Below are 19,766 nucleotides of genomic sequence, written 5' to 3'. Positions count from 1 at the left end.
TTGTGTCATGATATATTTTCTAATCATCATCAATTTTTTAAGTTTTATAGTTTTCGGGTTAGATAAAAGAAAAGCTGTAAAACACCAACAAAGAATTTCTGAATTTACACTTCTTACGATTACTCTTGCAGGAGGTATTATAGGCTCTGTTCTGGGAATATTTATTTTCAATCATAAGATTTCTAAATTTTCTTTTCTAGTGAAAATAGGTGTAATCATCATTGTTCAGTTTGTAGTTGTATTTCTTTACATCAATAATCAATGAAGTAGCAAAAAAATTCGTAATACTTGGACAAGTTCTACATCTTGGTTTATCTTAAACTAATGTAAATTAAATGTTTAATTATTTTATTTAGCTTTACGTTTTATAAATTCTTATCCCAAACTTACTTTATTTTAACAAATTTTTAGCATTTTAAGCCTTTACTCGGCATTATTTTTTCAATTAAACAATCAGTAACACCAAAAATAAAATATTATGTCTAAAAAAATTGCAATTTTAGTAACACACGGTTTTGAAGAAAGTGAATTAAAATCACCAAAAGAACACCTGGAAAATCAGGGTTGGACGGCACATATCGTGAGTCCGGAATCCGGAAGTATTAAAGCTTGGGCAGAAAAAGACTGGGGTAAAGAATATCCGGTCGATAAAACGTTAAGTGAAGCATCGGCTGCAGATTATGATGCTTTGGTTTTGCCTGGAGGAGTCATCAATCCAGATCAATTAAGAACAAATGAAGATGCTTTATCTTTCGTGAAAGATTTTTTCAATCAGCATAAGCCTGTTGCAGCTATTTGCCACGGACCTCAGGTTTTAATTAATGCAGGTGCTGTAAAAGGAAGAAATCTTACTTCCGTAAAAGCAATCAGTCAGGATTTAAAAAATGCAGGAGCAGATTGGGAAGACAGTGAAGTAGTTGTAGATAACGGTCTTGTAACCAGCCGTACTCCGGAAGATTTACCAGCTTTTAATGCAAAACTGGTGGAAGAGATAAAAGAAGGAAAGCATCACGAGCAAACTTTATAATTGCATCATCTTTCTTACAAAAAGGTTTGAATCGGATACGATTTAGACCTTTTTTTATTTTTATTTTGAAGAAACACTCAGTAACATTATCTCTTTGCTTTAAAATATCACATATTTTTAAAATTAATGAATAAAGTATTCATTATTAATTTGTTAATTAATTTATATTGTTGATGTTTAATTCATTAAAAATCATTAATTTTGCACCCGTAAAAATCATTCATGCAAAACATTAGAAATATTGCGATTATCGCACACGTTGACCACGGTAAAACTACTCTGGTTGATAAGATTATTCATGCTACCAACATTTTCAGAGAAAATCAGGAAAGTGGGGAATTAATAATGGATAATAACGATCTTGAAAGAGAAAGAGGAATTACCATTTTATCAAAAAATATTTCTGTTACTTATAAAGACGTTAAAATTAACGTTATCGACACTCCCGGTCACGCCGATTTCGGTGGTGAGGTAGAAAGAGTTTTGAAAATGGCAGACGGTGTTATCCTTTTGGTGGATGCATTCGAAGGACCGATGCCGCAAACAAGATTTGTACTTCAAAAAGCTTTAGAATTAGGTTTAAGACCATTAGTGGTTATCAATAAAGTAGATAAACCAAACTGTCGTCCGGATGAGGTTCACGATCAGGTTTTCGATTTGTTCTTTAACTTAGATGCAACCGAAGAGCAGTTGGATTTCCCTACATTCTACGGATCTTCAAAACAAGGTTGGTTCAATACTTCATTAGAGCCTACAGAAGATATTCTTCCATTATTAGACGGAATTTTGCAGTATGTTCCTGAACCAAAAGTAGAAGAAGGAAATCTTCAAATGCAGATTACTTCTTTAGATTATTCTTCTTTCTTAGGAAGAATTGCGATTGGTAAAGTTACAAGAGGTGAGATTAAAGAAAGTCAGTGGATTGGCTTGGCGCAAGAAGGAGACAAAATTGTGAAAGGAAAAGTAAAAGAACTTTACGTTTTCGAAGGTCTTGGTAAGAAAAAAGTAACTGAAGTTCAGGCAGGAGATATCTGTGCTGTTGTTGGTTTTGATGCTTTCCAGATTGGAGATTCTTTTGTAGATCTTGAAAATCCTGAGCCATTACCAAGAACTGCGATTGATGAGCCAACGTTGAATATGACATTCTCAATTAATAATTCTCCTTTCTTTGGTAAAGATGGTAAATATGTTACTTCTAACCACCTTAAAGAAAGATTAACCAAAGAATTAGAGAAAAACTTGGCATTGAGAGTTCAACAGACTGATGATGCAAACACATTCCTAGTTTTTGGTAGAGGTATTCTTCACTTGTCAGTTTTGATTGAAACCATGAGAAGAGAAGGTTATGAGATGACGATTGGTCAACCGCAAGTTATCTTGAAAGAAGGAGAAAATGGCGAGAAATTAGAACCTTATGAATCTTTGGTTGTTGACGTACCAGAAGAATTTGCTTCCAGAGTTATCGACTTGGCAACTCAGAGAAAAGGTGATCTTCACATTATGGAAACCAAAGGTGAAATGCAACACATGGAATTCGAGATTCCTTCTAGAGGATTAATCGGATTGCGTTCTCAAATGTTGACTGCAACTGCAGGTGAAGCTATCATGGCACACCGTTTTACAGAATATAAGCCTTACAAAGGAGCAATTCCTGGAAGAAATAATGGTGTATTAGTTAGTAAAGGAACAGGTCCAGCTACAGAATATTCTATCAACAAACTACAAGATAGAGGTAAGTTCTTCGTAGATCCGGGTGAAGAAATCTATACTGGTATGATTATCGGTGAGCAAAATAAGCCGGGAGATTTGGTTGTAAATATTGTAGAAGCTAAACAGCTGAATAATATGCGTGCAGCCGGGAAAGATAAAGATACTGGTGTTGCACCAAAAATCTTGTTCTCACTAGAAGAATGTATGGAGTATATCCAAGCTGACGAAGCGATTGAAGTTACCCCTAACTTCATCCGTATGAGAAAGAAAATTCTTTCAGAAGAAGAAAGAAAGAGATTGGAAAGATCTGCAAAAGCGTAGTTTCATCTTCTCTTAATATATACAAACCCCGATTTTCGGGGTTTTTTTATGTCTATAAGTAGTGTTTTTAATTCTTTTTTATTTAAAATTGAAATGTTATAAAAATAATTTTGCTAATTTAATATACATATTTCTGTTTTTAGCACATATTAACAAATATGCTCAATTATGTGTTTAATCATTATTTTTTAAGGTTTTTGAATGATAATTTGCTAATAAAATTGTTGAGTATCTATGTATTCATGAAATATATTTATGTGTTTTTTACTAACTAACATTTGTTAGTTTTGAAAATATTAGTATGTTTGAAAAGTTAGTAAAGTTTATGTGGAATTAACTCAAATACAATCATGAATAGGACAAAAAAAAGCTTAATAATTACTCTTTGTTTATTAGGAGTAGTAAATATTTCGGCACAGAATCAACAAGAATCTAAAAAGAATTCCGATTCTCTTGCGATAATTCAAACTAAAACAGCTGAAGCATCTAAAGAATCATCAGTTAAAGTAAATTTTTATGGATTTATAAGGCATGATGCTTTTTATGATACCAGACAGAATATAGGTGCAGGAGAAAATATAGTACCATTATATCCAAGAGATAGAGCATTAGACATCAATGGAGTAGATATTAATGATGCTCCAAAATTCCACATGCTTTCAGTAGTTTCCAGAGCAGGGATTAATGTGAAAGGTCCGGAAGTTTTAGGAGCAAAAACTAACGGAATTTTAGAAGGTGAGTTTTTTGGATCTACTGAAGCAGGTATCAATGAATTTAGACTTCGTCATGCTTATGTTACATTAGACTGGAAAACAACTCAATTAGGAGTGGGACAATATTGGCATCCTATGGTAATTTTAGACTGTCTGCCAAATGTTGTTAATTACAGCACGGGTTCTCCTATTTTTGCGTTGAATAGAAATCCACAAATAAGATTAACCCAAAAATTAAACGAAAATTTTAAGATTATTGCAGCGATTAATTCACAGCGGGATTTTACACCAAATACAACTCCTTATCGCGATAGTGGTTTGCCTTCTTCACATTTGCAGATTCAGTATAAATCTAAAAGTTTTGTTGCTGGTTTAGCCGGGCAATATGAAATCTTGAGACCACAGCTATCTTCAGGAAATCCTCCAATTGTAAATAAAGAAACTGTAAAGAGCTTTACAGCATTAGCGTACACAAGAGTTATTACTAAACCTTTGATGGTAAGTGCCTCTGTGATGATGGCTCAGAATGCTGCATCATTAGTTATGTTAGGAGGTTTTGTAGGATATTCTGCACCGGGAACATATGATTTGTACAGAACAATGAATACAAGAAGTGCTTGGATAGACTTTCAGCAAACAACAGATAAAAAAATTGCTTTTGGTTTGTATGCAGGAATCGTAAAAAATATGGGAGCCAATAATCCTGTAGAAGATAGAGTTTCAACATCGTATGGAGTAACAACTTCATGGGGAGCAGTTTCTGCAACTAAAGGCGCAAGAAGTGTGGATCAGCTTTGGAGATTAGTACCAAGAGTAGACTGGTCTTTAAGTAAAACTATTAAACTTAGATTTGAAGTTGAAAATACTGTAGCAAGATGGGGAGATGCTCAAAATAACGGAAGAGGTATAGGTAATGATTTTAATGCCACAAACAATCGTTTCCATCTGGCGACTTTTTTTATGTTCTAGAAAAGGAAACTTAAAATATTTAAATAAAAAACTATATGGATAATACAATACAAAAACCAAAAAATAATATACTTACTGTAATTATTGCTTCATCGGCAGGAACACTTATCGAATGGTACGATATGTTTCTCGCCATTATTCTGGCAGGATCCTTAGCTGTAAATCTTTTTCCCGCAGATGGATCATCGCATTTTTTAGAAACCTTAGCGGTAGTTGCTTCGTCTTTTATGTTTAGACCAATAGGATCATTAATTTTTGGAAATATTGGGGACAAAATTGGAAGAAAATATTCTTTTTTACTTTCATTAATTTTAATGGGTGCATCCACTTTTTTAATAGGATGTATACCAAATTTTTCTAGTATAGGATGGGCTGCACCTATTTTACTTTTAGTTTGCAGACTAATGCAAGGTTTAGCAATTAGCGGGGAATATGCAGGTGCGGTAATCTATGTTGCAGAACATGCACCGGCAAACAAAAGAGGGTTTTATACTGGTTTTATTCAGGCAACAGTACCTATTGGTTTGCTAGTTTGCCTTAGTGTAATCTATGTTACTAGAAGTTCAATGTCAGATGCAGATTTTAATAGCTTTGGGTGGAGAATTCCTTTCTTACTTAGCTCAATATTGGTGCTTTTGAGTTATTTTGCGAGAAAGAAATTACACGAAAGTCCTGTTTTTGAAGAACTTAAAAAAGCTGGAAAAACAAGTAAAGCTCCGGTAAAAGAAGCATTTACAACAAAAGGTAATGTGAAAACAATGTTGAAAGCTATCTTTGGAGGAAATGCAGCACAAAGTTCAGTAATGCAAACGAGTTTATTTGTAACACTGTTTTTTATGCAAAGAGCTGTAAAATTAGAAGATACCACCGTTTTATTAATAACAGGCGTAGTAACATTTTTTAGTGCGTATTTCTATCAATATTTTGGAGCTTTAAGTGATAAAATAGGACGTAAGAAAGTTTTAATTTCAGGATTAATTGCTAGTTTGATTTTAATTCCTGTATCATTTTATATGTTTATGAAAATAGGAAATCCTGATGGTTTACAAGAAGTGCATGCAATCAGTACAACGGCAACACTACAGATTATGGGGATCAGTTTCTTGCTTTCTGTTGCAGGTGCGGCTACTTATGGACCTCTCGGGGCTTTTATGCTGGAAATTTTCCCTACAAAAATCCGTTATACAAGTATGGGATTTGCACAGAATATGGGCAATGGTTTCATTGGTGGAGCGACTACTTTTGTAACAGAATTAATTAAAACTTCATTTGTAGTAAGTGCAGCTCTCACCCCATATATAGGTTTGGCTTATCCTATATTATTAGTTGTTATAGCGATTATTGTAAATGTATTGTTTGTACCTGAAACTTATAAAACAGATTTAACAACGGAGGAAAATATGGAAACCTCCGAACATTAAATAGAAACCAATACTATCATAAAAAAGTGCAGAAATAAAATCTGCACTTTTTTGGTTTATAATGATTTTTAAAGGCTCTATTCCTTTTTATTTCTTTGAGATATGTTTAGTTTTGCTTTTTTGATGAATCTTAAATATATTAAACGAATTATGAAGATTAAAAAAACGAAAATACTATATACATTTACAATACTTTCCGCTATAAATATTTCTTGTGCAACTTCAAAAATTTCTGATAACAAAAATCCAGAAAAAAAGTATTCTTATGAACAAAATGAAAGAAATATTGCTGATAGTAGTAATATTTCTAAAATTAAAAAAAATACTGAAAAAGAAGATTTTAAAGTAAATCTTCCTGCCATTAAAAGAGAATTTCGTGGCGTTTGGGTTGCAAGTGTTGCCAATATCAACTGGCCTTCAAGAAATAATTTATCTGTTGAGCAGCAGAAAACGGAAGCGATTAATATGTTGAATATGCTTCAGGAAAATAATTTTAATGCAGTCATATTTCAGGTTCGTCCTTCTGCAGATGCTTTGTATACAAGTGAATTGGAGCCTTGGTCCTATTTTTTAACCGGAAAAACCGGGCAACCTCCTTATCCCAATTACGATCCTCTGCAATTTTGGATTGAAGAAGCACATAAAAGAGGTATGGAGCTACACGTTTGGCTGAATCCTTACAGAGCACATCACTCCAATGGAGGAGCTCTCACAAGTCTTTCTATGGCGAACAAGCTTTCTGATATTACCATAAAACTGAAAAATGGAATGTATTGGTTCGATCCCGCAGATCCCAGAACACAAGGGCATGTTTCTAATGTTGTAAAAGATATTGTAAAAAGATATGATATTGATGCGGTTCATTTTGATGACTATTTTTATCCGTATGCAACGTACAACAGAGGTGTAGATTTTCCCGATCATAAAACTTGGGCGGCTTATCAAAGTTCTGGTGGAACATTATCCAGAGCAGATTGGCGAAGAGATAACGTAAATAAATTTGTGGAAAGAATTTATAAAGAAATTCATGCAGAAAAGAATTATGTAAAATTCGGAATCAGTCCTTTTGGAATCTGGAAACCGGGTTATCCTGCAGGAATTGTAGGTTCTTCACAATATGACGAACTTTTTGCTGATGCCAAATTATGGCTGAATAAAGGCTGGGTAGATTATTTTTCGCCACAATTATACTGGCCTATAGATTCTAAAGGACAAGGTTTTGCATCTTTACTCAATTGGTGGAAATCTGAAAATACCATGAACCGACATCTTTGGCCTGGTTTGAATACAGTGGAAGTAAAATCTTCCGATCGAGCTACGGAAATTAAAAATCAGGTTGAATTATCCCGAGAAATTTTAGGAAATGATGCAGGAGAAGTTCATTGGAGTGTGTCGGGTCTAACGAAAAACGCCAATATGCTTCCTGCTCTGAAAAATGGTCCTTATAAAGATAAAGCTTTAATCCCGAAAAGTCCGTGGATTAAAACGAGTTCATTGAAGAAACCAGAACTATTTATAAAAGACGATGGTTTTTTTATTCAGGCAAATTGGAGCAGTAAAAACATAGGAAATGTATTTCAGTGGGTGCTTTTTAGTCAGTATAATGGGGTTTGGGAGACTGAGATTCTTACTTTGGACCAACTATCCAGGCAAATTCCAAAAATGAAATCTGAAAAAGAATTACAGGCAGTTGCTATTGTAGCTATAGACCGTCTCGGAAATGAAAGTGATTATATAGCAAAGAAAGTAAAATAGTAAAATATTTCTGAATTAAGATAACGATATTAAAAAAGCGATTTATTAGTCAAAAATAGTTGGTAAAATTGTTTGTAACAATGATTATTACTGACGTTATAGAAAGTTTATTGAACTTTGTTTCAATAAACTTTTTTTATGGCTGAAAATTCAAAAAAAATCGTTGTTGGAGTTGTAAAAGTCTGGATGTAATTTCATGGGGGAAGCAAAATGGTAAGCGTCGTTTTAAATGTAAAAACTGTGGTCTTTATTTTACTTTAGGGAATAAATCGGTTAGCCTAAAAAACAAAGAAATTTGGTTTAAAAAATGGATAGTCGGGAAACAGACTTATGAGCAGATTTCAGCAGAATCGGGATATTCCGTAAGTACACTTCAGCGGTATTTTAACGTGATGCTTGGTAAAGCTCCAAAACTCAGTTACAGCCAGAACAAAGAAGTTTATTTACTCATCGACGGTACTTATTTTTCCAATGAGATATGCCTGATAGTTTACAGAGACAATGTTTTTAAGCAAACCCAACTTTACAGAATTACTGACGGAGAGCATTATGAAGAACTCAAAGAGGATTTGGAAAATATTCTGAATTTGGGAATAAAAATCGGTGGGATAACCTGCGATGGTGATAAATCTCTACTGAAAGCCATCCGGAAAGTTTGTCCTAAAGTTCCTGTTCAGAGATGTTTGGTTCATATTCAGAGGATGTGCAAAATATGGCTTTCCGCCTATCCAAAATCTGTAGCTGGTTTTGAGCTGCGTGAAATTGTCTGTAAAATTCATTTTATTGATAATGAAGTTAAAAAGCAGTATTGGATTAAAGAATTTTTGGATTGGTCTGAAAAGCATAAAGAATTTTTGAATGAAAAATCATACAGCCAGGAAACCGGAAGATACTGGTACACGCATAAAATGATGAGAAGATGTTTTTCGGTTATCAGAAAGGCTTTGCCAAATATGTTTTCGTTCCTGCAAAATCCTAAAATCCCGAAAACAACCAACGCCATAGAGTCTTTTTTCGGTCATCTGAAAGGTAATCTCAATATTCATCGGGGACTTACAAAAAGTCGGAGAAAAAGGTTTATCCAGTGGTATCTTTTTTATAAAAATCTAAAGTCGTAAAGGTTTTTTCAGCCATAGAGCTGTTCCAATAATTTGTAAAAAAAGGATGGCTTTTGCCATCCTTTAAACTATTGTTTACAGCATTGATTGTATTGCTGGTAAGTTGCTCCTCAGCATTGCTCACTTCCTCTTCCAATCAACCGCAAAATATTACGAATTATTTTTGACAAAAACACCAACTATTTTTGACCACATTACCAAAAAAGCAAAGAGTCCATTTCAGAATGGACTCTTTGTTTATATCTCAAATAAGGTTTTTATAATTACCCAATCTCAATACCGTTTTCTACATTTTCGTCAGGCGTTACAAAAGATAACTTACCGTCTGGTTTTGTCGTTAAAAGCAACATTCCCTGAGATTCTATTCCTCTAATTTTTCTTGGAGCCAGATTTAATAAAATCATGACCTGTTTTCCGATCACTTCTTCAGGAGTAAAACTTTCTGCAATACCAGAAACAACAGTTCTAACATCAACTCCCGTATCAACAGTAAGTTTAAGCAATTTATCTGCTTTTTCTACTTTTTCAGCTTCAGTAATCGTTGCTGTTCTAAGGTCGATTTTCGTAAAATCATCAAAGGTGATTTCGTCTTTCATAGGGTTTGCGTTAGGGTTTGTTTTTTTATTGTTTTGTTTGGTATTTTCTAATTTTTGAATTTGAGCTTCAATTACATCATCTTCAATTTTTGAGAAAAGGAGAGACGCTTCATTAATTTGGTGTCCTGTTTCAATGAGAACAGACTTATTTTCAACATCAGCCCAATCAGATTTCTGAACATTAAACATATTCAGTAATTTTTCTGAACTAAAAGGCATGAACGGTTCTGATAACTGAGCCAAAGCCACAGCAATCTGTGCTCCTACAAATAAAGAATGAGCTGCCTTTTCAGGATTATCTTTAATAGTTTTCCAAGGTTCTTCGGTCTGTAAATATTGATTTCCAAAACGTGCCAAATTCATTAAAGCGGTTAAAGAATTCCTGAATTCATAATTTTCCAAAAATCCTGCAATTTCCTTAGCTGATTTGTTTATTTCCGCCAATTCAGGAGCGTTTGCATCACCTTGAGGAACAATTCCGTTATAATATTTATGAATTAAAACGGCTACTCTGTTGATGAAGTTTCCGAAAATTCCCACCAATTCAGAATTGTTTTTGGTCTGGAAATCTTTCCATGTAAAGTTGTTGTCCTTCGTTTCCGGTGCAGACGAAAGCAATGCATATCTCAAAACATCCTGTTGTCCCGGGAAATCCTCTACGTATTCGTGTGCCCAAACCGCCCAGTTTCTTGACGTGGAAATTTTATCATTTTCCAAATTTAAAAACTCGAAAGCCGGAACATTTTTCGGCATAATAAAATCACCGTGTGCTTTCATCATACTTGGAAAAATAATACAATGGAACACAATATTATCTTTACCGATAAAGTGAACCAAATCAGATTCTTCACTTTGCCAGTAATCTTTCCAGTCTTTTCCGTTTTTCTCTGCCCATTCTTTGGTGAAAGAAATGTAGCCAATCGGTGCATCAAACCAAACATAAAGCACTTTGCCTTCAGCATTGGGTAGAGGAACAGGAACGCCCCAGTTCAAATCTCTGGTCATGGCACGAGGCTTCAGTCCGTCATTCAGCCAGGATTTTACCTGTCCGTAAACATTGGGTTTCCAGTCGTCTTTATGTCCTTCGATAATCCATTGGTTAAGGAAATCTTCGTATTCATTTAAAGGTAAATACCAATTTTTGGTTTCTTTCAGAACGGGAATATTTCCGCTCAACATCGATTTTGGATTAATCAGTTCAGAAGGCGATAGCGTTGTTCCGCATTTTTCACATTGGTCGCCATAAGCGTTCGGATTGCCACAATTGGGGCAGGTTCCCACAATGTAACGGTCTGCTAAAAATTCTCCTGCCTGTTCATCGAAATACTGTTCGGAAACTTCTTCTGTAAATTTTCCTTTTTCGTACAGAACTTTGAAGAAATCCTGACTGGTTTCGGAATGTTTGGGTGAAGTCGTTCTGGAATATTCATCAAAAGAAATCCCCAAGTCTGAAAAAGATTTTTTGATAATTCCGTGGTATTTATCTACAATATCCTGAGGTGTTACACCTTCTTTTTTTGCTCTTATAGTGATGGGAATGCCGTGTTCATCGCTTCCGCAGATAAATGCTACATCTTTTCCCAATCTTCTGTTGAATCTCGCATATACATCCGCAGGTATATAAACACCTGCCAAATGCCCTATATGAACCGGTCCGTTTGCGTAAGGCAAAGCCGCCGTAATCATTTTTCTGTTTGACATTTTATCCTAAAGTTTTAAACCGCAAAGATAAGGATAACCGCTGAAATTTAGATATCTATATGGAAAGGATTTAATGCAGTTTATGAAAGTGGTGGTTCTATTATTTTGTTTTATGAATAAATTCTAAAATAACTAATGTATTTTTTATAAATTGCCATTAATTAAGCAATTGTTTAAATTATATATGAAAAAGACTAAAATATTTTCTATCGTTATCTTATTGGCTGTAAGCTGTGTTTTTGTTTCTGCACAAACGAAATTTGAAAAAGAAAAAACTGAAATCGACAAAATGCTCAACGGATTTAATGTTGCGGCAGCAAATTCAGATTTTAATACATATTTTAATTATTTTGCCGATGAATCTACTTTCATTGGAACGGATGCTACTGAAATTTGGAACAAAAAAGAGTTTATGGTTTGGGCGAAACCTTATTTTGATAAGAAGAAAACTTGGAATTTTACTTCGCTGAAAAGAAATATTTATTTCGATAAAAACAGAAAACTGGCTTGGTTTGACGAATTACTGGATACACAAATGAAAATTTGTCGAGGATCTGGAGTGGTAGAGAAAATAAATGGAATCTGGAAGATAAAACAATACGTATTGTCTATGACTGTTCCCAACGAAATTGTAAATAAAGTGGTTACTGAAAAAGCTCCAATTGAAGATGTTCTAATTCAAAATCTTAAAAAATAATTAGCTTTAATTCAATAAATTAACGGAAAAATTGAGATGAAATTTATTAAAATCGCAATTCTATGTCTGCCTATTGCTTTTTTTTCGTGTAATGAAAAGTCAAAAACGAAAATAATTGTTTCTGAACCAGCAGAAAATAAAGCGGATTCCCGAAATGATGCTCTGGAACTTGAAAACCTGATTAAAAAACTTTACAAATGGAGTGAAACGAAAAGTTCGCAGGAAGATTTTGAACCTTTATTAGTTAAAAATACCGATTCTGTTTATACAGGCCTTGATTTGAAAAGACATCAAAAAAGGCTGGAAGAACTCGAAAATACTCATTTTTTTTCTGAAGAATTTATTCGAAACTATGATAAGATTGCAATAACAATTAACGAGAAAATGAAGGATAAATCTTTGGTATATTACGTAGGCGAACTTCCTCCGTACGGAAATGATGCTAATCCGTGGTGTGACTGTCAAGATAATCCGGATAAATACTGGGAAAAGATAAAAATACAGAACCTAATTATTAAAGACAATAAAGCGACTTTTAATTGGACTTGGGGCGATGGTTTTAAGTACAAAGTGAAAGCCGTAAAAGAAAATAATGTTTGGAAAATTTCTTACTTGCAAGGATTTAATATCCAAGAATTTATTTCAAAATAAGAGCGTAACAATTACAATTCAAAAAAAACACAAAAAATGAGGATTAAAAGTAGGGTGGTTTCAAAGAGTAAAAATTTTGGTTTACTTCTTTTTGTATTGATTTCTTTTCAGCTTAAAGCACAGACAGATCAGGAGTTAGTAAACGGGTACAGAAATGTAATTATTCAATCTGATTCTTTACTGAAAATAGGTAAAATATCCAATTTCAATAAGGAAGAGGTTATTTCTTTAGCAAGAAAATTAGACAGCCAGTATCCTTTACAGTATTTAAGCAATTCTTTAAAATATTTGAATCAGAAAAAGTATAATGAGAGTGCATTCTTATATTTTCTGGGAAAAATAAGGAAAAAAGAGTTAGATAAGAGCAATGGTTTCAATAATTATGACGGTGTAGGAGGAGATGCCGATAATTTTATTAATGAAGTTGTCGTAACTTATCTTGCCAGTGACGGCGATAATTATAAAAATATTCTTAAGCAAGTAATCACTTATTATGAGAGGAATTCTTATACTTATTTAAAAAATAATAAGAGCGAAAAACCATCGGAAGAACTTAACGAATATAAAAAGATCATTGATCGTATTGAATCTGAACCCGAAAAATCAAAACAGGATTTAAAGGAGTTTCGAGATGATATGGCAACTAAGATTAAAGAATATTTCTTTCAGCAATAGTTCGGCATTTCTTATCCTAAGTTAATATTTCTGCATTTATCAAGCTGTAAATTTGTATTATAATTTTAAACAACAAAAATATGAAAACAGTATATCATTCATCAGACAGTAGAGGTTATGCCAACCATGGTTGGTTAAAAAGCCATCATACATTCAGTTTTGCCAATTATCACAATCCGGAAAGAATTCACTTCGGTGTTTTAAGAGTTTTAAATGATGATTTCATTGAAGGCGGAATGGGATTTGGGAAACACCCTCACAGAGATATGGAAATTATTTCTATTCCGTTGGAAGGGGATTTGAGACACGGCGACAATATGGGCAATTCCGGAATTATTAAAAAAGGAGATATTCAGGTAATGTCTGCGGGAACAGGTATTATGCACAGTGAAGAAAATGCAGGTGAAGTTCCGGTGAAGCTTTTGCAGATTTGGGTAATTCCTAACAAAATGGGCGTAACACCAAGATACGACCAAATGAGCATAGAAGAAAACTCTGTTCAGAATGATTTTCAGCAGGTTCTTTCTCCTAAGGCAGATGATGCCGGAGTTTGGATTCATCAGGACGCCTGGTTTAATCTGGCAAAATTCGATAAAGGTTTTTCTAAAGAATATAAAATTCATCAATCAGGAAATGGAGTGTACGTTTTCGTTATCAAAGGAAAAGCAAAAATTGGAGATCAGATTTTAAATGAAAGAGATGCACTGGGAGTTTGGGATACCGAAAGTTTCGTTTTGGAAGCTGAAGAAAATGCTGAAATTTTATTAATGGAAATTCCTATGCAATTACCGGATTAATTTGGAAAGAATCTTTTAGTTTTGCAACATTAAATCAAGGATAATTTTAAGGATACATAAATTTTAAATAATGAAAATTTTAGCAATTGCAGGAAGTAATTCCGAAACATCTATCAATAAACAATTAGTTTCTTACGCGGCATCTTTAGTAGAAAACGCAGAAATAGAAACTGTAGATATGAACGAGTTTGAAATGCCTATCTACAAACATCAGCGTGAAGTGGAAAGCGGTGTTCCTCAGGAAGCAAAAAACTTTGCAGCAAAAATTGATGCGGCAGATGTTATCTTTATATCTTTAGCAGAGCACAATGGTACCTATTCTACGGCATTTAAAAATGTTTTCGACTGGACTTCCAGAATTAAAGACAGAGCTGTGTGGAACGAAAAGCCGATGCTTTTGATGGCTACAGCTACCGGAGCAAGAGGAGGATTGGGTGTTTTGGAGGCAGCAACAAAACGTTTCCCGCTTCACGGAGGAAATATAGTGGAAACTTTTACGCTTCCTTTTTTTAACGATAATTTTGATAAATCTACCCATAAAATTGCGAACGACGAAAAAGACAGTGAGCTAAAAGAGAAGATTCAAAAAATTTCTGCATTAGAATCAATCCTTGAAAAATAGATTTGAAAATTAACAGAAAATTAATACCTTTGCAAAAATTAAAAAGAGATGAAATTCCAGAAGTGCAATAATCCATATTTTTCTAAAAAAGGAAAAATTGTGCACTCTGAAACTCAACCATAAAGAAACGGCCGATAATCTACCAAGATTGTCGGCTTTTTTATTTAAGTAATTTAGAATTAAAAGTTAATAAAATCTCAGAAGTCAGGTATTTAGATTTAAAATAATCTGAAATCTTAGATTTAAAAATTTAAATAAAATGAGCAACACTTACAAATCAGCTGGAGTAGACAAAGAAGAAGGGTACAAAACCGTTGATAAGATTAAAAAAGCTGTCGGCGAAACCCATAATGCCAATGTACTGAACCATTTGGGAAGTTTTGGAGCTTTTTATGAAATCGGGGGCTACAAAAATCCAGTTTTGGTTTCCGGAACAGATGGAGTAGGAACTAAGCTGAAGGTTGCTTTAGACTCAAAAAAATACGACTCTATTGGGGTAGACTGTTTTGCAATGTGTGCCAATGATATTCTTTGTCACGGAGCAAAACCATTATTTTTTCTGGATTATCTGGCTTGTGGAAAATTAGATTCTGAAATTGCTGCCGAAATCGTTTTAGGAATGGTAGAAGCGTGTAAAGACAATAATTGTGCTCTTATTGGCGGTGAAACTGCAGAAATGCCGGGAATGTACCAGCCGGGAGATTATGATGTTGCAGGTTTCTGTGTGGGTATTGTAGAAAAAGACCAGATTATTGACGGTTCGGGTATTAAAGCAGGTAATAAAATCATTGCTCTTCCAAGTTCAGGTTTTCATTCTAACGGATTCTCTTTAGTAAGAAAAGTTTTCCCGGATTTTAATGAAGAATTTGAAGGAAAACCTTTATACGAAACACTTTTGGTTCCTACCAGATTGTATTATAAAGATATTCATAAAGTTCTTGAAGAAGTACAAGTTTGCGGTATCGCTCACATCACGGGTGGTGGTTTGTATGAGAATATCCCAAGAATTATAGCTGACGGTCTTTGTGCTTCTATTGATGCTTCAAAAATTCAAATCCCAAGTATTATGCTGGAACTTGAAAAAAGAGGTGGCGTAGCCCGTGAAGAAATGTTCGGAACCTTCAATATGGGTGTCGGAATGATTGTCGTTGTGGATGCCGAACATGCAGAAAAAGTATTGCACCTTTTGGATGATGCTTACGAAATCGGAGAAATTACAGAAGGAAACGAAAAAATAGATTTAAAATTCTAAAGACACCAGATTGAAGATACCAGAAGCTAGACTTTTAGTCTACAATCTAGTATCTGCAATCTAACATCTAAATTAATGAAAAACATCGTTGTACTCATTTCCGGCTCTGGTACTAATCTTCAGCGAATTATTGATACTATTGCGATGGGGGAAATTCAGAACGCAAAGGTATCTTTAGTGGTTGCCGACAGAGAATGTTACGGATTGGAAAGAGCAAAGCATCACAATATAGACAACGTCCTGATTCCAAGAGGAAAAAATTTCAGTAACGAATTGGCTCAAATTATCCCTGAAAATACAGATTTAATCGTTTTAGCAGGTTTTTTATCCATTCTAAAACCTGAGTTTTGTGAAAAATGGAAAGGAAAGATTGTCAATATTCATCCTGCATTACTGCCAAAATTCGGTGGAAAAGGGATGTGGGGACATCATGTTCATAATGCGGTTGTTGAAGCGAAAGAAAAAGAAAGTGGTGCAACAGTACATTTGGTAACTTCAGGAATTGATGAAGGCGAAATTATTCTTCAGAAATCTTTTGAAATCACCGAAAATGATACCCCCGAAACCGTTGCGGAAAAAGTTCATCTTATTGAATATGAAATTTTTCCGAAAGCAATCAATAAAGTTTTGGGAAACTAATATGAAGTATTAAAATTCCCCTCCCTTGGAGGGGTGGCAAAAATTCAGAGAGTATTTGACGGGGTGGTTTATAAATATCTTCAAAAATAAACTAAGTAAAAATAAAATAAGACCGGAGGTGAAAGAACCGGTCTACAGTTTGAAATAGCTGTAAAAAGTAAAAATCGAAAGTAAAATGAGCAAAAAATCGCACATGAGCGATTGCAGCTTAAAAAATGAAAAAATCTATGAGCAAAAGAGTTTTAATCAGTGTTTCAGACAAGAGCGGACTAATAGAATTCGCACAGTTTTTAGAATCTAAAAATTATGAATTGATTTCTACAGGAGGAACATTCAAGCATTTGAAAGACGCTGGTTTAAATCCTATTCAAATTGATGAAGTAACAGACTTTCCCGAAATGCTGGACGGAAGAGTAAAAACTCTACACCCGAAAGTTCATGGCGGTTTGCTGGCTGTACGTTCCAACGAAGAACATATGAAGACGGTTCAGGAGCATAACATTGGTCTGATTGATATGGTGATTGTAAATCTCTATCCTTTTTTTGAAAATGTAAACAAAGATATTTCTCTTCACGAAAAAGTAGAGTTTATTGATATTGGCGGTCCGTCAATGCTTCGTTCTGCAGCCAAAAACTTCGATTCTGTAACCGTAATCACCGATGTTGAAGATTATAATGTGGTAAAAGCTGAAATGGAACAGAGTAATGATACAAAAATTGAAACCCGTAAAAAACTGGCAGGAAAAGTTTTCAACCTTACTTCTGCTTACGATGCGGCAATTTCCAGAATGCTTTTAGACGAAGAATATCCGGCTTATCTTAACGCTTCTTACAAAAAAGTTGCAGATTTAAGATACGGAGAAAATCCACATCAGACTGCGGCTTACTACGTTTCTACTTTCGAAAACGGGGCAATGAAAGATTTTGAGCAGTTGGGAGGTAAAGAACTGTCATTCAATAATCTTCGTGACATGGATCTTTGCTGGAAAGTAGTGAATGAATTCAAAGAAGAAATGGCATGCTGTGCTGTAAAGCATTCTACACCTTGTGGAGTTGCGATCGGAACTTCGGCGTTGGAGACTTATCAGAAAACTTTCGAGTGCGATCCTGTTTCTATTTTTGGCGGAATTGTTGCAATGAACTACAAAATCGATGCGGCAACGGCTGAAGAATTAAATAAAACGTTCCTGGAAATTGTAATGGCTCCCGAATTTGATGAGGAAGCTTTAGAAATTTTAAGAAAGAAAAAGAATTTAAGAATCATAAAAATTGTCAATCCAGTTTCAGATAAGCAGACTTGGGTAAAAGTAGATGGAGGTATTTTGGTTCAGGACAATGACAGTGTTTTTTCAGACGATATTAAAGTAGTTACAGAAACCCAACCTACAGAAGAGCAGAAAAAAGCATTATTATTCTCTCAGAGAGTGGTAAAATACGTAAAATCCAACGCTATTGTTGTATCAAACGGAATTCAGGCTTTTGGTATTGGTGGCGGACAGGTAAACAGAATCTGGGCAACACAGCAGGCGATTGAAAGAGCAAAAGAAAAATTCTCTGGTGATTTGGTTTTAGCTTCAGATGCATTTTTCCCTTTCAGAGATGTGGTAGATTTTTGTGCTCAGGAAGGCATTACCGCAATTATTCAGCCGGGTGGAAGCGTGAAAGATCAGGATAGTATCGATGCTGCTAATGAGCATAAAATCCCGATGATGTTTACAGGAGTAAGACATTTTTTTCATTAAAATGAAGTTAAAATAAATATTTAAAATTGTATTTATTGCATTCAAATTATATATTTGTAAAATAGACTAGTTAATAATATAAAGTATGAGAATATTAATCATAGGTGAAGGCGGGAGAGAATCTGCTTTAGCTGCAAAACTTCAGAAAGATTCAAGAGTTACGCAGATGTTTTTTGCAAACGGAAATGCAAGTACCGATGCAATTGGTAAAAATGTTTATTTATCTGAAATTAAGGAATTAAGAGACTTTGCTATCAAAGAAAAAATAGATTTAACGATAGTTGGTCCCGAAGCTCCGCTTGTAGCAGGTTTGAAAGATGAATTCAAGAAGCATGGTCTTAAAGTTTTTGGGCCAACCCAAAAAGTTGCCAGTCTTGAAGGAAGTAAAGCTTTTTCTAAGAAGTTTATGCAAACCTATGATATTAAAACTGCAAAAGCGGTAGTTTTCGATTCTTATCCTGAAGCAAAAGAATATATCCAAAAACAAGCTTATCCTTTAGTAATCAAAGCAAGCGGTCTTGCAGGCGGAAAAGGTGTGGTGATCTGCGAAACTTTGGAAGAAGCAGAAGCAACGATCCACGATTTTATGATTCGCAGAATTTATGGTGATGCAGGAATTCGTTTGGTTATCGAAGAACATTTGGTGGGCTTCGAAGCGTCTATTATAGCATTTTCTAACGGAGACAAATTATTTCCATGTGTTGCGGCAAAAGATTATAAGAAAGTAGGGAATGGCGATACCGGTCCTAACACTGGTGGAATGGGTGCGGTTGCTCCAAGCCCGGAATTTACACAGGAACATTATGCAGATTTCGAAAAAAATATTTTGGAACCAACCGTTAAAGGTCTTAAAGCTGAAGGTTTCAGTTTTAAAGGAATTATCTTCTTCGGACTTATGATTACCAAAAGCGGAACCTATCTTCTAGAATATAACATGAGATTTGGAGATCCGGAAACTCAGGTATTAATGGCATTAATGGAAAATAATCTGCTTGATGTTATTACAGACTGTATGGAAGGAAAAGAGATAGAGCTTAAATTCAAAGATGAAAAAGCCGTTTGTCTCGTAATGTGTTCTGGAGGTTACCCTAGAAATATAGAACTTGGTTTTGAAATTGTTGGGGAAGAAAAAGTGAAACACAGCCAACTTCTTTACGCAGGAGCCATAAAAAAAGGAGACAAAATTGTTTCTAATGGAGGTAGAGTTCTCAATATTGTAGCAACAGGTTCTACGTATGATGATGCTCGTAAGAAAGTATATGAAGATGCAAGTCATGTACACTTCGATTATGGATTCTACAGAGAAGACATCGGTAAATTTTAATATAATGCCCTGATTTTTCGGGGCTTTTTTTATTGG

At 34.5% G+C, this 19,766-nt stretch carries 17 protein-coding genes; 16 read left to right on the top strand and 1 reads right to left on the bottom strand.

Going from position 1 to position 19,766, the window contains the following annotated elements; genetic code table 11:
* Positions 1–7: 7 nt before the first annotated feature.
* The 7 genes from MTP08_RS07665 (at position 8) to MTP08_RS07635 (ending at position 9,034) form a co-directional block, all read left to right on the top strand.
* Positions 8–265 carry a DUF1294 domain-containing protein gene (locus tag MTP08_RS07665; protein WP_243575463.1) on the top strand — a complete coding sequence of 86 codons (258 nt, stop codon included), beginning with the start codon at positions 8–10 and terminating at the stop codon, positions 263–265.
* Positions 266–478: 213 nt separating this feature from the next.
* Entirely contained in the window at positions 479–1,027 is a 549-nt protein-coding gene (locus tag MTP08_RS07660) for a type 1 glutamine amidotransferase domain-containing protein (RefSeq protein WP_243575462.1), read from the top strand.
* A gap of 222 nt (positions 1,028–1,249) precedes the next feature.
* On the top strand, positions 1,250–3,058 hold the full coding sequence (typA, locus tag MTP08_RS07655; RefSeq protein WP_209390764.1) for a translational GTPase TypA: 1,809 nt from the start codon (positions 1,250–1,252) through the stop codon (positions 3,056–3,058).
* Between the two features lie 350 nt (positions 3,059–3,408).
* Positions 3,409–4,740, top strand: a complete 1,332-nt coding sequence (locus MTP08_RS07650; protein ID WP_243575461.1) for a DcaP family trimeric outer membrane transporter — start codon at positions 3,409–3,411, stop codon at positions 4,738–4,740.
* A 35-nt stretch (positions 4,741–4,775) separates the two neighbouring features.
* Entirely contained in the window at positions 4,776–6,161 is a 1,386-nt protein-coding gene (locus tag MTP08_RS07645) for an MFS transporter (RefSeq protein ID WP_243575460.1), read from the top strand.
* Between the two features lie 150 nt (positions 6,162–6,311).
* Positions 6,312–7,916 (top strand): glycoside hydrolase family 10 protein, encoded by a 1,605-nt coding sequence (locus MTP08_RS07640; protein WP_243575459.1) that lies wholly within the window; start codon positions 6,312–6,314, stop codon positions 7,914–7,916.
* A 182-nt stretch (positions 7,917–8,098) separates the two neighbouring features.
* Entirely contained in the window at positions 8,099–9,034 is a 936-nt protein-coding gene (locus tag MTP08_RS07635) for an IS256 family transposase, variant Zn-binding type (protein WP_449508587.1), read from the top strand.
* A gap of 263 nt (positions 9,035–9,297) precedes the next feature.
* Here the strand turns inward: MTP08_RS07635 and metG are convergent, their stop codons facing one another.
* Positions 9,298–11,331, bottom strand: coding sequence for a methionine--tRNA ligase (metG, locus tag MTP08_RS07630; protein ID WP_243575457.1), 2,034 nt, complete (start codon positions 11,329–11,331; stop codon positions 9,298–9,300).
* 184 nt (positions 11,332–11,515) lie between these two features.
* Between metG and MTP08_RS07625 the strand changes: the two genes are divergently transcribed.
* From MTP08_RS07625 to purD, 9 genes are all read left to right on the top strand, one after another.
* Entirely contained in the window at positions 11,516–12,028 is a 513-nt protein-coding gene (locus MTP08_RS07625) for a nuclear transport factor 2 family protein (RefSeq protein ID WP_243575456.1), read from the top strand.
* 36 nt (positions 12,029–12,064) lie between these two features.
* Positions 12,065–12,679 carry a hypothetical protein gene (locus MTP08_RS07620; RefSeq protein WP_243575455.1) on the top strand — a complete coding sequence of 205 codons (615 nt, stop codon included), beginning with the start codon at positions 12,065–12,067 and terminating at the stop codon, positions 12,677–12,679.
* Between the two features lie 36 nt (positions 12,680–12,715).
* Positions 12,716–13,354 carry a V-type ATP synthase subunit I domain-containing protein gene (locus MTP08_RS07615; protein WP_243575454.1) on the top strand — a complete coding sequence of 213 codons (639 nt, stop codon included), beginning with the start codon at positions 12,716–12,718 and terminating at the stop codon, positions 13,352–13,354.
* Positions 13,355–13,434: 80 nt separating this feature from the next.
* Positions 13,435–14,151, top strand: a complete 717-nt coding sequence (locus tag MTP08_RS07610; protein WP_243575453.1) for a pirin family protein — start codon at positions 13,435–13,437, stop codon at positions 14,149–14,151.
* A 70-nt stretch (positions 14,152–14,221) separates the two neighbouring features.
* Positions 14,222–14,773 carry an NADPH-dependent FMN reductase gene (locus MTP08_RS07605; protein WP_243575452.1) on the top strand — a complete coding sequence of 184 codons (552 nt, stop codon included), beginning with the start codon at positions 14,222–14,224 and terminating at the stop codon, positions 14,771–14,773.
* 259 nt (positions 14,774–15,032) lie between these two features.
* Entirely contained in the window at positions 15,033–16,025 is a 993-nt protein-coding gene (gene purM, locus MTP08_RS07600) for a phosphoribosylformylglycinamidine cyclo-ligase (RefSeq protein ID WP_243575451.1), read from the top strand.
* A gap of 75 nt (positions 16,026–16,100) precedes the next feature.
* Entirely contained in the window at positions 16,101–16,664 is a 564-nt protein-coding gene (gene purN / locus MTP08_RS07595) for a phosphoribosylglycinamide formyltransferase (protein WP_243575450.1), read from the top strand.
* Positions 16,665–16,891: 227 nt separating this feature from the next.
* The gene (gene purH, locus MTP08_RS07590) at positions 16,892–18,406 is read left to right on the top strand and encodes a bifunctional phosphoribosylaminoimidazolecarboxamide formyltransferase/IMP cyclohydrolase (protein ID WP_243577737.1); all 1,515 of its coding nucleotides are present in this window, start codon (positions 16,892–16,894) and stop codon (positions 18,404–18,406) included.
* 85 nt (positions 18,407–18,491) lie between these two features.
* Positions 18,492–19,730, top strand: coding sequence for a phosphoribosylamine--glycine ligase (gene purD, locus MTP08_RS07585; RefSeq protein ID WP_243575449.1), 1,239 nt, complete (start codon positions 18,492–18,494; stop codon positions 19,728–19,730).
* Positions 19,731–19,766: the final 36 nt, after the last annotated feature.

The sequence above is a fragment of the Chryseobacterium oryzae genome, assembly GCF_022811665.1.
In the GTDB taxonomy this organism is placed as follows: domain Bacteria; phylum Bacteroidota; class Bacteroidia; order Flavobacteriales; family Weeksellaceae; genus Chryseobacterium; species Chryseobacterium oryzae.
The sequence above is the reverse complement of the archived record's forward strand: the minus strand, read 5'-3'. Positions and strand labels throughout refer to the sequence as shown.